Origin of the sequence: Streptomyces sp. CA-294286 (assembly GCF_050947155.1) — a bacterium.
Taxonomy (GTDB): domain Bacteria; phylum Actinomycetota; class Actinomycetes; order Streptomycetales; family Streptomycetaceae; genus Streptomyces.
In genome coordinates this window covers 3,412,848-3,425,854 of the sequence record NZ_CP192005.1, presented here as the reverse complement: position 1 = coordinate 3,425,854, position 13,007 = coordinate 3,412,848, and the positions used below count along the sequence as shown (strand labels likewise).

Here is a 13,007-nt window from a genome sequence, read left to right as displayed (position 1 = left end):
CGCCGCACCGTCCGTCGTCCCACCGGGACCCGGCTCGGAGCCGCACCCGGCGCGCGGGGCATGTGGGCCGGCCGTCCGTGAGGGGGCCGGCCCCGACGCCCCGCGCGTGCGCGTTTCCACGGCCCGTGCCGGTACGGATGCGTGCCCGTCGCCCCACCCTGTGTTGTCGTTTACCAGCGCGCCCGCGCAAGTTGGTGGCAGTCTGCTGGTCAAGAGACAAGCGCAGCACGTAGCCGGAGGTGCAGTTCCGTGGCGTCCCCCAATGTCAATCCCACCGTCAGGCGACGCCGACTCGGTCAGGAGCTGCGTCGGCTCCGCGAGTTGAAGGGCATGACGGCGGAAGGGGTCGCCGAGCGGCTCCTGGTCTCCCAGTCGAAGATCAGCCGACTGGAGAACGGCCGTCGCAGCATCAGCCCGCGGGACGTCCGCGACCTGTGCGGGGTGTACGAGGTGGAGGATCCGAGGGTCGTCGAGTCGCTGATGCAGATGGCCAAGGACTCGCGTCAGCAGGGCTGGTGGCACGCGTTCGGCGACATCCCGTACAGCGTGTACATCGGCCTGGAGACCGACGCCGACAACCTGCGCGTGTACGAGCCGCAGGTGGTGCCCGGCCTGCTCCAGACGCCGCAGTACGCGGAGGCGGTCATCTCCGGCAGCCTGCCCGAGACCACGCCGGAGGAGTGGGCCAAGCGCGTCGGCGTCCGGCTGCGCCGGCAGGAGCGCATCACCACGACCACCTCGCCACTGCGTCTGTGGGCGGTGATCGACGAGGCGGCACTCTGCCGGGTGGTCGGCGACCGGCACCTGATGCTGGCGCAGCTGGAGCACTTGCAGGAGCTGTCCAAGCTGCCCCATGTCACCATCCAGGTACTGCCGTTCAGCGCGGGTGCGCACACCGGGCTCAGCGGTCACTACGCGATCCTGGAGTTCCCGGAGACGACCGACTCCAGCGTCGTCTACATCGAGGGCGTGACCAGCGACCTGTACCTGGAGAAGACGCCCGACGTGCAGAAGTACACCGGCATGTACGAGCACTTGAGGGCGAAGGCGCTGAGCACGGAGGAGTCCCAGCGGCACATCGAGAAGATCGCCAAGCGGTACGCGAGCGGGGAACCGGCCGCCTGACCCATCGACCCGACAAGCTCGGGCGCGTACCGTACACCCTGCACCCGTATCGCCGGTAGAGCCTCCGGAATATGCCATCCGGTCGAGTGAACGACTCCTGTGGACAGCGGAGTTGAGGCGTAGCGTCGATCACGCCAAGCAAGCTCGTTGGCAGCTCGAAAGATGACCGACGCACGACTGGTGAAGGCGGTAGGGACATGGCAATTCTCAAGGGCGCGACGGCCGAGTGGACGAAGTCCTCGTACTCCGGTGGCAACGGAGCGTGTGTGGAAGTGAAGTCCCCGGCGGTGCACGCCATCGACGTGCGGGACTCGAAGGCCCCCGAGGGACCCTCGATCTCGTTCGTCCCCGGTTCGTGGACCTCGTTCATCACGGAAGTCGGCCAGGGCTCCTTCAGCCGCTGACGCGCCGAGCGACGAGCGCGCCACACAGGCACACCACCTGTACGACCGCAGAGCCCTCTCGACCGGCCCGCCGTCCTGGCCGAGGGGGCTCCTCGTCGTCGCCACCCCGTCGCGCAGCACTTAGCGGAGCTGGTCGACGTAGCGGTCCGTCCCCACCACCGTCGGGATGAACGGCGCCACCAGCTCCACCCGCCCGAGCCCCGTTCCGGCGACCGCCTCCCCCAGTCCGCCGAAGCGTTCCCGCCACTGCTCGCGCGGGTCCCCCTCCAGGAACCACAGCAGTGTCAGCCGGGTGCCGAGACCCTCGACCTGCTTGACGTACGTCATTCGGTCCCCCGGCAGCGGCGTGGGCGCGAAGACGGTGACCATCGCGGCCGGTGACCCGGCGAGCCGTTCGGGCAGGTGCTCGGTCCGCAGCCATGCGAGCAGCTCCCCGCGCCGCTCCGGCGAGGGAGCGTCGACGACCTCCAACACCAGGCCCCGGTAGGGGTGGTCGAGGGCGTGGACGTCGCGCGGACCGGCGGTGCCGTCGCGGTAGACGGTCGTCTCGTGGTCGTGGAACGCGGTGAAGACATGGGTGCGGGCCCGATGGACGCGGTCGTCGCGGTTCAGGCGCTTGTTGATGGCGACGGTCCACCGCATGTGCTCGTCGTAGCGGCCCTCGGTGACCCAGTACGTGCTGAGGTAGCAGCCGGTGGTGACCGGCCGGGCCACCGCCGAATCGGCCGGGCGGCGCAGGAGTTGCAGGTCGCGGGTGGCGACCCAGCGCCGTCCAGCGAACATCCAGGGCATCGCCATCGCTCCCGCCACGAAGTGGTCGTCCTCGTACCAGCGGTTGTACGCGCGCTCCTGGCCCGGATGCGGTTCCACCATGGTGATCAGGGCGTGGCCGGGCTTCGCTCCGTACGGCCCGACGGCCGCCAGTTCCGCGTACACCTCACTGCGGGTGTCCTCGCCCATGCCGTGCTCCTTCCAAGTGCGTTGCCGGCTCCCTACTCTGACGTACCGTCAGGTCCACTTCCAGAGGTCGGAGGCAGCCGTCGTGGCGCTCGTCGAGGGAAAGACCGTCGTCGTGTCCGGGGTGGGCGAGGGGCTCGGCCGCCAGGTCGCCGCCGCAGTGCTCCGTGACGGCGGGAACGCGGTGCTCGGCTCCCGCACCGAGGACCGGCTGGCCACCTGCGCGGCGGAGCTGGACCCGGACGGCGAGCGGACCGCGTACCGGGTCGCGGACATCACCGACGAGGACAGTTGCCTGCGCCTCGCGGAGCTGGCCGTGGCGAGGTTCGGCGCGATCGACGCGGTCGTCCACGTCGCCGCGCACGACACGCACGCCGACGTCGACACCGGCAACGGCCCCATCACCGTCGCCGACCACACTCCGGGCAGCGCTGGCTGCACCCGTCGCCCCAACGTCCACCTGGGCGAGGTGATGCGTTAGGGGTACGGCGTGCCGCACGAAGCCGACGGGAGCACCGGGACCGCACCGTACGGAAGCACCGCCCCGCGGAGCGCGGGCAGACGCGCGCGGGTGGCACGCCGGGCCCGGCAGCGGCGAGTCCGACAGGGGCGGGCCCGACAGCGGTAGGCCCGGCAGCGGTGCGTCCGACAGCGGTAGGCCCGGCAGAGGGGCCCCGCGGCGGTAGGCCCGGCAGGGGCGGGCCCCGCAGCGGTGCAACCGGCGGCGGTGGCTCGTGGGCGGCGAGCAGGCGGGTACGGGAGGTCCGGGCTCACGCGCGCGGGTAGCGGGCCAGCCAGCCGGGTGCGCCCGTCGTCGGGCCGTGCAGGGCCGGGCCCTGGGTCATCTCCATCGCGAAGTCGTCGGCGAGTTCCAGGACGGTGGGCCGCCCCTCCAGCTCCGCGACCCAGTCCGGCGGCAGGGCCGTCTCGCCGTGCATCGCGCCGAGCAGGGCCCCGCAGAGCGCGCCGGTGGTGGCGGACGCCCCGTCGTGGTTGACCGCGAGCCGCAGCCCGTGCCGGAGGTCGGCTCCGACGAGCGCGCAGTACAGCGCCACCGCGAGGACCCCCTCGGGCGTCCGCGCGTCGCCGAGGCCGGTGACCTGCTCCGGGGTGGGCGGGCCCTGCCGTACGGCGTCCAGGGCGGCCCCCAGCGCCGCGGTCACGCTCTCGTGCCCCGGGCGGGCGGCGAGCTGTGCCAGGGCCCGCTGGACGGCCGTGGCGGGGCCCTCGCCGCGGGTCAGGCCGTGCACCAGGACGGCGAACGCCCCGGAGGCGAGGAGGGAGGCGGGGCTGCCGTGGGTCTGGGCGGCGCATTCGGCGGCGAGCTGGAAGACGAGCTGCGGTTCCCAGCCGACCAGCAGCCCGAAGGGTGCGGAGCGCGCGACGGCGGCCGGGTCCGGTGAGTCGGGGTTCCTGGGGTCCGCCAGGGTGCCCATGGTGGGCTCCCGGAGGGCTCCCAGCGTGTCGCGCCCCGGTGACCTGCGCTGGTAGAGCCATTCCTCGCGGGCCAGCCAGCCGTCGTCGGCGCGGCGTTCGTCGGGGCCCCAGTCGTGCTGGGTGGCGGACCAGCGGAGGTAGGCGCGGTGGAGGTCGGTGGGCGGATGCCAGGCGCCGGTGTCGCGACGGACCTGGGCGCGGATCAGGCCGTCGACGGTGAAGAGGGTGAGCTGGGTGGTGGCGGTGATCGCGCCGCGTCTGCCGTACGCGGGCAGCAGGTCGAGCACTCCGGTGGGGCCGTGCGCCTGGCGTATCTCCGCGAGGGGCAGCGGGTCGACGGCCGCGCCGAGCGCGTCGCCGACGGCCCCGCCGAGGAGTGCGCCGCGCACCCGGCTGCGGAAGTCCTGCTGCTCGGCGCGGCCCCAGACGACGGCGGCCGTTCCGCCGGGGGTGCCGGAGGCGCCGGGCGAGGGTGCGGGGCCGGCGGGGGCATGGGCGGGGGCGCCGGTGGGGGCTGCCGCACTGCTGGCACGACTGCTGCTCATGGCGCGCCACGGTAGCCGATCGACTTGTGGCTCCCCAGGTCCCGTAACGATCGGTTACGGGTCCTGAGGAGCCACGGTCGGTCAGTTGTGTGCAGCTGGTCGCTCGGGCCGGGTCAGTCGGTGATCGGGATCTGACCGTTGGGAGTGGTGGACGCGGTGGCCGGCTCCGCCGCGGGGCCGCCCTTCTTCTGCGCGATGCCCTTCAGCAGCTCGCCGAGGTCGACGCCGGTGGTGGAGCTGAGCAGTTCCATGCCCTGGGCGACGTTGTCGGTGACCGTGCGGGAGAGCTGGGAGGCTCCGTCCGTGGAGATCACCGTCATCTTGTCGATGGCGCTCAGCGGCTCGGACGCCTTCGCGACGACCTGCGGCAGCGCCTCCACCAGCATCTGGATGACGGCGGCGTCGCCGTACTGCGCGAACGCGTCCGCCTTCTTCTGCATGGCCTCGGCCTCCGCGGAACCCTTCGCGAAGATCGCGGCGGCCTCGGACTCGCCCTCGATGCGCACGGCCTCGGCGAGCGCCGCACGGTGCAGCTTCTCGCCCTCACCGGTCAGCCGGGAGCGCTCGGCGTCCGCCTCGGCCTCCTTGACCAGCGCCACCTTGCGGGCCTCCGCCTCCTGCTCCGCCTGGTAGCGGGCGGCGTCGGCGGGCTTGCGGACCTTGGTGTCGAGTTCGCGGTCGGTCAGGGCGGCCTGCCGCTGGGCGACCTTCTCCTGCTCGGCGAGGACTTCCTGCTGGCGGGCGGCGTCGGCGAGGGGGCCCGCGGCGTTCGCCTTGGCGGCGGCGGCCTCGGTCTCGACGCGGATCTCCGCCTGCTTGAGGTAGAAGGTCCGCTCGGCGATGGCGATCTCCTCGGCCGCCTTCAGCCGGGCCTGCTCGGAGGCCCGCTTGGCGATGGCCTCGGCGATGTCGGCCTCCTGGCGGGCACGGGCGGCCTCGGGCCGGCCCAGGTCCTCCAGGTAGGAGCCCTCGGTGGTGATGTCCTGGATCTGGAACGCGTCCAGGATGAGGCCCTGCCCGGACAGGCTGGCCTCGGCCTCCTCGGCGACCTGACCGGCGAACGCGGCCCGGTCCCGGATGATGTCCTCGACGGACATCCGGCCGACGATGGCGCGCAGGGCGCCGGAGAGCACTTCCTGCGTGAAGCCGACGATGCCGTCCTGCTGCTGGAGGAAGCGCTGGGCGGCGGCCCGGATGGCGTCCTCGTTGCCGCCGACCTTGACGATCGCGACGCCTTCGAGGTTGGCCTTGACGCCGCGCAGGGTGACCGCGCCGCGCACGGCGATCGGGATGTGCCGGCTGGACAGGTCGAGCGTGAACTTCTGCTGGACGAAGGGGACGACGAAGACGCCGCCGCCGACCACGACCTTCTGGCCGCTGTTGTCGGTCATGGTCCGGCCGGTGACCGGATCGGTGGACTTCTTGCCGCGCCGCCCGGTGATGATGAACGCCTCGCTCGGCCCGGCGACCTTGTAGCGCGTGACGACGACGAGGCCGAGCAGGACGAGGAGTACGACGACTCCGACGACCGCGAGTGCGACTGGGCTCATGGGCAGATCCCTCGTGATGGGTGTGCGGTGACGAATGGACGGGGCGCGCGGTGCTACGGACGGGCGAGGGCGGGGTCAGCGTTCGACGGGACGTACGGCCAGGGAGGTCGTCGACAGGGCCGACTCCACCCACACCTCGGCGCCCCGCGCCACCGGCGTCTCGCTCTTCGCCGCGTACTTCACCGGCTGTCCGCCGAGGTGGACGAGCACCTCGCCGTACCCCCCGGCCGGGATGGCCGTGACGACCGAGCCCGAGCTTCCGATCAGGTCCGTGCCGCGCGGTGTCGCGTCGGTCTGGTCCCGCATCAGGGCCCGGCTGAACTTCCACGTCAGCCAGGCAGCACCGGCCCCCGCGACGACGCCGACCCCCGTGGCGGCGGCGGCACCGAGGCCGGTGGTGCCCAGCGTGATCGCGCCGCCGAAGCCGAGCATCGCCGTGAACCCGGCGATGACCGGCAGCGAGAGCCACCCGTCGAACAGTCCCTCCATGGCGGAAAAACCGTCGAACAGGCTCTCCAGCAGCCCGTCGAAGACCAACGCGAAGAGCAGCAGGGCAATGCCCGCGATGCCGAGACCGAGAAACAGTGTCATGCGTGCTCCTTCCCTCCGTACGCGCCGATCCGTTGACGTGACCGAAGCGTCGCACGAAGCACTGACATTCGACATTGCCTGGTACCGGCAATCTTTACACGTTCTTGATGCCGGACGCCGAGCGGTGGACGATCAAGGTGCGGAGAGCCCCGCGGGGGCGTCACCGCACCAGCGACGACGCCCCCGCGCGGGCGCGCGGTTCCTGTTCAGTCGCCCAGTACGGGCAGCAGTTCCGGAAGGTGCCCGTCCGAGGCGTGCGCCGCCGCCACCCGCTCCTGCGGCACCTCCTCGTACAGCGTCGTGCGGGGCCGCGAGGGCCGGCCCGCGGCGTCGGCGATCGCGACGAGGTCCTGGACGGAGCGGTACGAGCCGTAGCTGGACCCGGCCATCCGGGAGATGGTCTCCTCCATCAGCGTGCCGCCGAGGTCGTTGGCGCCCGAGCGCAGCATCTCCGCCGCGCCCTCCGCGCCGAGCTTCACCCAGCTGGTCTGGATGTTGGTGATGTGCGGGTGCAGGAGCAGGCGGGCCATGGCGGTGACGGCCCGGTTGTCGCGGACGGTCGGCCCGGGGCGGGCGATGCCGGCGAGGTAGACGGGCGCGTTGGTGTGGATGAAGGGAAGCGTCACGAACTCGGTGAAGCCGCCGGTCTCCTGCTGGATGCGGGCCAGCGTCCGGAAGTGGCCGAGCCAGTGCCGGGGCTGGTCGACGTGCCCGTACATCATCGTGGACGACGACCGCAGCCCCACCTCGTGGGCCGCTTGGACGACTTCGATCCACTGGGCGGTCGGCAGCTTGCCCTTGGTGAGGATCCACCGCACCTCGTCGTCGAGGATCTCCGCGGCGGTGCCGGGGATCGACCCCAGGCCGGCCTCCTTGGCGGCGGTCAGCCACTCGCGGAACGACAGCCCGGTCCTGGTGGCCCCGTTGACGACCTCCATCGGTGAGAACGCGTGCACGTGCATGTCCGGTACGCGGTCCTTGACGGCCTTGGCGATGTCGAAGTACGCGGTGCCGGGCAGGTCGGGGTGGATGCCGCCCTGCATGCAGACCTCGACCGCGCCGACGTCCCACGCCTGCGCGGCCCGGTCGGCGACCTGGTCGAGGGAGAGCGTGTACGCGTCGGCGTCCGTGCGGCGCTGTGCGAAGGCGCAGAAACGGCAGCCGGTGTAGCAGACGTTGGTGAAGTTGATGTTCCTGGTGACGATGTACGTGACGTCGTCGCCGACCACGTCGCGCCGCAGGGCGTCCGCGATCCGGCACAGCTCGTCGAGCGCGGGTCCGTCGGCGTGCAGCAGGGTGAGCGCCTGGGCGTCCGTCAGCTTCGTCGGATCGGCAGCGGCCTGGGAGAGCGCCGCCTTCACCTCGCCGTCGATGCGGCTGACGTCGCCGCTGAGCTGCGAGGGCACCATGCCGGGTGCGGCGGCCTCGCGGAGGGCCTCCCAGTCGCCGTACACGGCGTCGAAGTCGTCGCGCCGGTCGCCGGTGCGGCCCTCGGTGTCGATGGTGCGGTGCAGGTCGGTGCGGCCCGCGGCGGTGAACGCCTCGTCGGGCTCCTGCCAGGGCAGGCCCGAGGGCCGGACGTCCGGCCGGGCGAGTCCCGTGCCGGGGTCGGCGAGGGCGGACACGTGGGGGATCAGCCGAGGGTCGAGCCACGGTTCGCCGCGCTGGACGAACTCGGGGTAGATGGTGAGGCGTTCGCGCAGTTCGAAGCCGGACTCCCGGGTGCGTTCGGCGAGTTGCTCGATGTGCGGCCACGGGCGCTCGGGATTGACGTGGTCGGGGGTCAGCGGGGACACGCCGCCCCAGTCGTCGATGCCGGCGCCGATGATCAGCGCGTACTCGTCGTCCACGAGGTTCGGCGGGGCCTGGATGCGGGCGGCCGGCCCCAGGACGTGCCGGGCGACGGCAATGGCCGCGGCCAGCTCCTCCAGCTCCGCGTCCGGCATCCTGCCCATCGCGGTGTCCGGCTTGGCGCGGAAGTTCTGCACGATGACTTCCTGGATGCCGTGGTAGGCGCGGGCCGTCCTGCGCAGGGCGAAGAGGGAGTCGGCGCGCTCCTCGTAGTCCTCGCCGATGCCGATGAGGATGCCGGTGGTGAAGGGGACGTTGGAGCGCCCGGCGTCCTCAAGGGCACGCAGCCGGACGGCGGGCTCCTTGTCCGGGGAGCCGTGGTGCGGGCCGCCGGGCTCGGACCACAGCCGGGTCGCGGTGGTCTCCAGCATCATCCCCATGGACGGCGCGACGGGCTTGAGCCGCTGGAGCTCCGTCCACGTCATGACGCCCGGGTTGAGGTGCGGCAGCAGCCCGGTCTCCTCCAGGACGCGGATGGCCATGGCCCGTACGTACGCGAGGGTGTCGTCGTACCCTTCCGCCTCCAGCCACTCACGCGCCTCGGGCCACCGGTCCTCGGGGCGGTCGCCGAGCGTGAACAGGGCTTCCTTGCAGCCCATTTCGGCTCCGGCGCGGGCGATGTCGAGGACTTCGTCCGGGGAGAGGTACATGCCGTGACCGGCGCGGCGCAGTTTGCCGGGGACGGTGACGAAGGTGCAGTAGTGGCACTTGTCGCGGCACAGCCGCGTCAGCGGGATGAAGACCTTCTTGGAGTACGTGATGACTCCCGGCCGTCCCACCGCTTCGAGTCCCGCGTCGCGCACCCGCGCCGCGGACGCGCACAGATCACTGAGGTCGTCACCGCGCGCCTGGAGGAGCACGGCCGCCTCCGTGACGTCCAGGGCGACTCCGTCCCGGGCGCGTCTGAGGGCCCGGCGCATGGCGTTCTCCGTCGGACCTTGGCGGGGGGGCTGCGCTGCGGAGCTGGTCATCCCCCGAGGATACGTTCGACGTGCACGTGACGTTCGGGATGCGGGGGCGTTAGACGCAGCACATCCTCCGACTCCCCTGGAGACCCGCAATGTCGCGTCGTTTCGCAGCCGCCGCCCTGCCCCTGCTCGCCGTGCTGGGCACGGCGGCCCCCGCCCAGGCGGGTCCCGAACCGCACACCGGGGACCGGCTCACCCTCACCGTCGCCGGGACCGGCTTCCCCGGGACGGAGGGAACGTACGAGCTGACCTGCCACCCGACGGGCGGCAGCCACCCGGAGGCGCAGCTCGCCTGCGACCGCCTGAACGAGGTGACGGTGTACGGCAAGGACCCGTTCGCCCCGGTTGCGGCGGACGCGCTCTGCACCCACCAGTACGGCGGCCCGGCGACCGCCCGCCTCACGGGGACCTGGGCCGGGCGTCCGGTGGACGCGGCGTACAGCCGCACGAACGGGTGCGAGATCTCCCGGTGGGACGCGATGGTCCCGCTCCTGCCGCACACGCAGGCGACGCCCACCAAGCCGAAGTCGCCGTACCGCGACGCGGCGCAGCCGTAGGGCGCGACGAGCGGGCCACGGAGGGGCGGGCGGCCCCTCGGGTACGCGGCTCCCCGCGTGCCGGACGCGCCGCCCGCCGCGATCCGCGCCCCGCTTCCCTGACGGCATCCCCGTTCGCCGCGCTCGCCCCGGGCCCGTTCGCAGCATCCCGTCCACCGCCCCCGGACGGGCCGCTAAAGGTACGGCGCGTACGTGTCCAGGGTGCGCAGGACGTCCGCCTCGCCCGCCGGCGGGAGCTGGAGCACCACTTCCTCGATGCCCAGCGCGGCGTAGTGCTCCAGCTTGCCGGGGCTCGGCAGGACCGCGTACGGCACGATGTGCAGGTCCTTCGGGTCGCGGCCGGCCGCCTCCCACACCTCCCGCAGCGCCGGGATCGACTCGCCGAGGCCGCGCCCGCCGATCGGCAGCCAGCCGTCCGCGTATCCGGCGATGTCCGCGAAGAGCTTCGGACCGGCCGCTCCGCCGACCAGGACGCGCGGGGCGCCGCCGACCGGCTTGGGGTGCGCCTGGCTGGCCTGTACGGAGGCGAACTCGCCCTCGTACGCGGTGGGTTCCGGGCTCCACAGGGCCCGCATCAGGCCCATCCGGTCGCGGGTGAGCGCGCGGCGGGTGGCCCAGCTCACGCCGTGGTCGGCGGCTTCCTCCTTGTTCCAGCCGAAGCCGACGCCGAGGGTGAAGCGTCCCTGCGAGAGGTGGTCGAGGGTGGCGATCTGCTTGGCGAGGTCGATCGGGTCGTGCTGGGCGACGAGCGTGATCCCGGTGCCGAGGGCCAGCCGCTCGGTCACGGCCGCCGCCTGGCCGAGGGCGACGAACGGGTCCAGCGTCCGCCCGTACTCGCGCGGCAGCTCGCCGCCCGCCGGGTAGGGGGACTCCCTGCTGACCGGGATGTGGGTGTGTTCGGGCAGGTAGAGACCGGCGAAGCCGCGCTCCTCCAGTTCCCTGGCGATGCGCACGGGGGTGATCGTCTCGTCGGTCAGGAAGATCGTGGTGGCGATCCGCATGCGAACTCCTTCGTCGAGGGCCTGTTGATGATCTCAAGCTAGGGCGTACGGTGCCGAAAGCCGAGGGGCCGTCCACGTCCCCGGCCGGACCGGGGAGAGGCGTCACGCCATGCTCATGCGTACCAGGACCCTCACGGCGCTGCTGCTCGCGGGCACGCTGGCGGTGGGCGCGCCCGCCGTGTCGCTGTCGTCGGCCGCGGCGGCGACGCCGACGGCACGGACGGCCACTGTCACGACGGCGGCACCGGGCACGTCGACGACCGGCACCGGCCTCGCCCCGGCCGCACAGGCCCAGGCGCAGGACAGCGGCTCCACCGCCTCCCTCGCCAAGCCGAAGAAGAAAAAGAAGAAGGGCTTCGGGATCGGGCTCCTGATCGGGCTGGTCCTCGGTGTGCTCGCCCTGATCGTGCTCGTCCTCGTCATCCTGTGGACGGTTCGCCGCAACCGCCGCAAGAGCTGACCCGGCGACGATTGCCCCATGGACGATCCCTCCTGGACGGAACCCACCGGCCCGGCCCGCCCGACGAGCCGCCGTGCCCTGTTCACCGCGGGCGCGGCAGCCGCCCTCACCCTGACGACGGTGAGCTTCGCGCACGCGGCGGGCGGCGGCAGCGGAGAAGGACCGTGGACCCGTACCGTCCGGGGCACCCTGCCGCCCGGCGCGCCGGACTTCGCCTATCTGCCGGTCGAAGTGCCGCGCGGGATACGGCAGTTGCACGTCTCGTACACGTACGAGAGGCCGCCCGTCCCGTCCGGCGCCCTGGGCAACGCGCTGGACATCGGGCTCTTCGACGAGCGCGGCACCGCGTTGGGCGGCCGGGGCTTCCGGGGCTGGTCGGGCGGTGCGCGCACGGAGTTCTTCGTACGGGGCGACGCGGCGACGCCCGGTTACCTGCCGGGGCCCGTCCGCCCCGGCACCTGGCACATCGCGCTGGCCCCCTACACGGTGGCCCCGCAGGGCCTTGCGTACACCGTGACCCTCACGCTCACGCCCGGCCCGGCCGCCGCCACGCCCCGCCCGGTGTATCCGCCGGACCGTCTCGCGGGCCGGGGCCGGGCCTGGTACCGCGGCGACTGCCACCTGCACTCGGTCCACTCGGACGGCCGCCGCACGCCCGCCGGGATCATGGCTCTGGCGGGGGCGGCGGGACTGGACTTCATCGCCACGACCGAGCACAACACCTCGTCCTCGCACGCCCATTGGGGAGACGCGCCGGACGATCTCCTCGTGCTGGCCGGCGAGGAGGTCACCACCCGCAACGGTCACGTCCTGGCTCTGGGCACGGCTTTCGGCACGCACACCGACTGGCGCTACCGGGCCCGCGAAGGGCGCTTCCCGCGGTTCGCCCGGGAGATCCGCCGGGCGGGCGGCCTGGTCGTACCGGCCCATCCGCACGCCACCTGCCTGGGCTGCGCCTGGCAGTTCGGCTTCGCGGACGCCGACGCGGTGGAGGTGCGGAACGGGCCGTACACCCCGGACGACGAGGTGTCCCTCCAGATGTGGGACAAGTCCCTCGTCAGCGGCGGCCGTTGGCTTCCCGCGATGGGCAACAGCGACGCCCATCGCGACCCCGACCGGATCGGGCACCCGCAGACCGTCGTACTGGCCGACGCGCTCTCCCGCGAGGCGATCCTCGCCGGTCTGCGCTCGGGCCGTTCGTACGTCACGGAGTCCTCGGCGCTCTCGCTCACCCTGACCGTCAGCGACGCGCGGGGCCGCACCGCCACACTGGGCGGGCGGCTCGCCGCGCCGCGGACCGCCCCGGTCACGGTGCGTCTGACCGTCGAGGGGGCCGCTCCCGGGTGCACGACCCACCTGGTCACCGACCAGGGCACGGTCCGCAGCGGGCCGACCGGCGGGACCGAGTGGACGTCCACGCCCTCGTACGCCTCCTACGTACGGGCGGAGGTCCGCCACCCGGTCGCGGTGGCGGGGCTGCCGGGGCCGCTGGCGGCGTTCAGCAATCCGGTGTTCCTGCGCGGCGTCGCGTGAACACGGGCCCGGACCGCGCCGCCGGGTG

At 72.8% G+C, this 13,007-nt stretch carries 11 protein-coding genes and 1 pseudogene; 6 read left to right on the top strand and 6 right to left on the bottom strand.

All coding sequences use genetic code 11. The features are described from left to right. Positions 1-249 precede the first annotated feature (249 nt). Both ACQPZG_RS19990 and ACQPZG_RS19985 read left to right on the top strand, forming a co-directional pair. Entirely contained in the window at positions 250-1,125 is an 876-nt protein-coding gene (locus ACQPZG_RS19990; protein WP_433547101.1) for a helix-turn-helix domain-containing protein, read from the top strand. Positions 1,126-1,322: 197 nt separating this feature from the next. Beyond that, a complete protein-coding gene (locus tag ACQPZG_RS19985; RefSeq protein ID WP_433547100.1) occupies positions 1,323-1,529 on the top strand; it encodes a DUF397 domain-containing protein in 207 nt (68 codons plus the stop codon). 120 nt (positions 1,530-1,649) lie between these two features. Here the strand turns inward: ACQPZG_RS19985 and ACQPZG_RS19980 are convergent, their stop codons facing one another. Beyond that, on the bottom strand, positions 1,650-2,489 hold the full coding sequence (locus ACQPZG_RS19980) for a hypothetical protein (RefSeq protein ID WP_433547099.1): 840 nt from the start codon (positions 2,487-2,489) through the stop codon (positions 1,650-1,652). An 82-nt stretch (positions 2,490-2,571) separates the two neighbouring features. Between ACQPZG_RS19980 and ACQPZG_RS19975 the strand changes: the two are divergent. After that, positions 2,572-2,859: pseudogene (locus ACQPZG_RS19975) on the top strand (SDR family NAD(P)-dependent oxidoreductase); the annotation flags it as partial. Positions 2,860-3,256: 397 nt separating this feature from the next. Here ACQPZG_RS19975 and ACQPZG_RS19970 read toward each other — a convergent pair. From ACQPZG_RS19970 to ACQPZG_RS19955, 4 genes are all read right to left on the bottom strand, one after another. Beyond that, on the bottom strand, positions 3,257-4,468 hold the full coding sequence (locus tag ACQPZG_RS19970) for an ADP-ribosylglycohydrolase family protein (RefSeq protein ID WP_433547098.1): 1,212 nt from the start codon (positions 4,466-4,468) through the stop codon (positions 3,257-3,259). Between the two features lie 113 nt (positions 4,469-4,581). Continuing rightward, positions 4,582-6,018 carry a flotillin family protein gene (locus ACQPZG_RS19965; RefSeq protein WP_433547097.1) on the bottom strand — a complete coding sequence of 479 codons (1,437 nt, stop codon included), beginning with the start codon at positions 6,016-6,018 and terminating at the stop codon, positions 4,582-4,584. A 75-nt stretch (positions 6,019-6,093) separates the two neighbouring features. Beyond that, positions 6,094-6,609 carry a hypothetical protein gene (locus ACQPZG_RS19960; RefSeq protein ID WP_433547096.1) on the bottom strand — a complete coding sequence of 172 codons (516 nt, stop codon included), beginning with the start codon at positions 6,607-6,609 and terminating at the stop codon, positions 6,094-6,096. A gap of 206 nt (positions 6,610-6,815) precedes the next feature. Continuing rightward, on the bottom strand, positions 6,816-9,431 hold the full coding sequence (locus tag ACQPZG_RS19955) for a bifunctional FO biosynthesis protein CofGH (protein ID WP_433547095.1): 2,616 nt from the start codon (positions 9,429-9,431) through the stop codon (positions 6,816-6,818). A gap of 89 nt (positions 9,432-9,520) precedes the next feature. On the opposite strand from ACQPZG_RS19955, the gene ACQPZG_RS19950 reads away from it, so the two are divergent. Then, the gene (locus tag ACQPZG_RS19950; RefSeq protein ID WP_433547094.1) at positions 9,521-9,985 is read left to right on the top strand and encodes an SSI family serine proteinase inhibitor; all 465 of its coding nucleotides are present in this window, start codon (positions 9,521-9,523) and stop codon (positions 9,983-9,985) included. 173 nt (positions 9,986-10,158) lie between these two features. Here the strand turns inward: ACQPZG_RS19950 and ACQPZG_RS19945 are convergent, their stop codons facing one another. Beyond that, on the bottom strand, positions 10,159-10,986 hold the full coding sequence (locus ACQPZG_RS19945) for an LLM class F420-dependent oxidoreductase (RefSeq protein ID WP_433547093.1): 828 nt from the start codon (positions 10,984-10,986) through the stop codon (positions 10,159-10,161). Positions 10,987-11,101: 115 nt separating this feature from the next. Here ACQPZG_RS19945 and ACQPZG_RS19940 point away from each other — a divergent pair, with 115 nt between their 5' ends. After that, entirely contained in the window at positions 11,102-11,446 is a 345-nt protein-coding gene (locus ACQPZG_RS19940) for a hypothetical protein (protein WP_433547092.1), read from the top strand. An 18-nt stretch (positions 11,447-11,464) separates the two neighbouring features. Then, the gene (locus tag ACQPZG_RS19935) at positions 11,465-12,979 is read left to right on the top strand and encodes a CehA/McbA family metallohydrolase (protein WP_433547091.1); all 1,515 of its coding nucleotides are present in this window, start codon (positions 11,465-11,467) and stop codon (positions 12,977-12,979) included. Positions 12,980-13,007 lie beyond the last annotated feature (28 nt).

What these genes read in the sequence shown, in the direction of transcription:
- ACQPZG_RS19935 (WP_433547091.1), top strand. Translation starts at nt 11,465, where the DNA reads ATGGACGATCCCTCCTGGACGGAACCCACCGGCCCGGCCCGCCCGACG.
- ACQPZG_RS19950 (WP_433547094.1), top strand. Translation starts at nt 9,521, where the DNA reads ATGTCGCGTCGTTTCGCAGCCGCCGCCCTGCCCCTGCTCGCCGTGCTG.
- ACQPZG_RS19940 (WP_433547092.1), top strand. Translation starts at nt 11,102, where the DNA reads ATGCGTACCAGGACCCTCACGGCGCTGCTGCTCGCGGGCACGCTGGCG.
- ACQPZG_RS19955 (WP_433547095.1), bottom strand. Translation starts at nt 9,431, where the DNA reads ATGACCAGCTCCGCAGCGCAGCCCCCCCGCCAAGGTCCGACGGAGAAC.
- ACQPZG_RS19970 (WP_433547098.1), bottom strand. Translation starts at nt 4,468, where the DNA reads ATGAGCAGCAGTCGTGCCAGCAGTGCGGCAGCCCCCACCGGCGCCCCC.
- ACQPZG_RS19980 (WP_433547099.1), bottom strand. Translation starts at nt 2,489, where the DNA reads ATGGGCGAGGACACCCGCAGTGAGGTGTACGCGGAACTGGCGGCCGTC.
- ACQPZG_RS19945 (WP_433547093.1), bottom strand. Translation starts at nt 10,986, where the DNA reads ATGCGGATCGCCACCACGATCTTCCTGACCGACGAGACGATCACCCCC.
- ACQPZG_RS19985 (WP_433547100.1), top strand. Translation starts at nt 1,323, where the DNA reads ATGGCAATTCTCAAGGGCGCGACGGCCGAGTGGACGAAGTCCTCGTAC.
- ACQPZG_RS19960 (WP_433547096.1), bottom strand. Translation starts at nt 6,609, where the DNA reads ATGACACTGTTTCTCGGTCTCGGCATCGCGGGCATTGCCCTGCTGCTC.
- ACQPZG_RS19965 (WP_433547097.1), bottom strand. Translation starts at nt 6,018, where the DNA reads ATGAGCCCAGTCGCACTCGCGGTCGTCGGAGTCGTCGTACTCCTCGTC.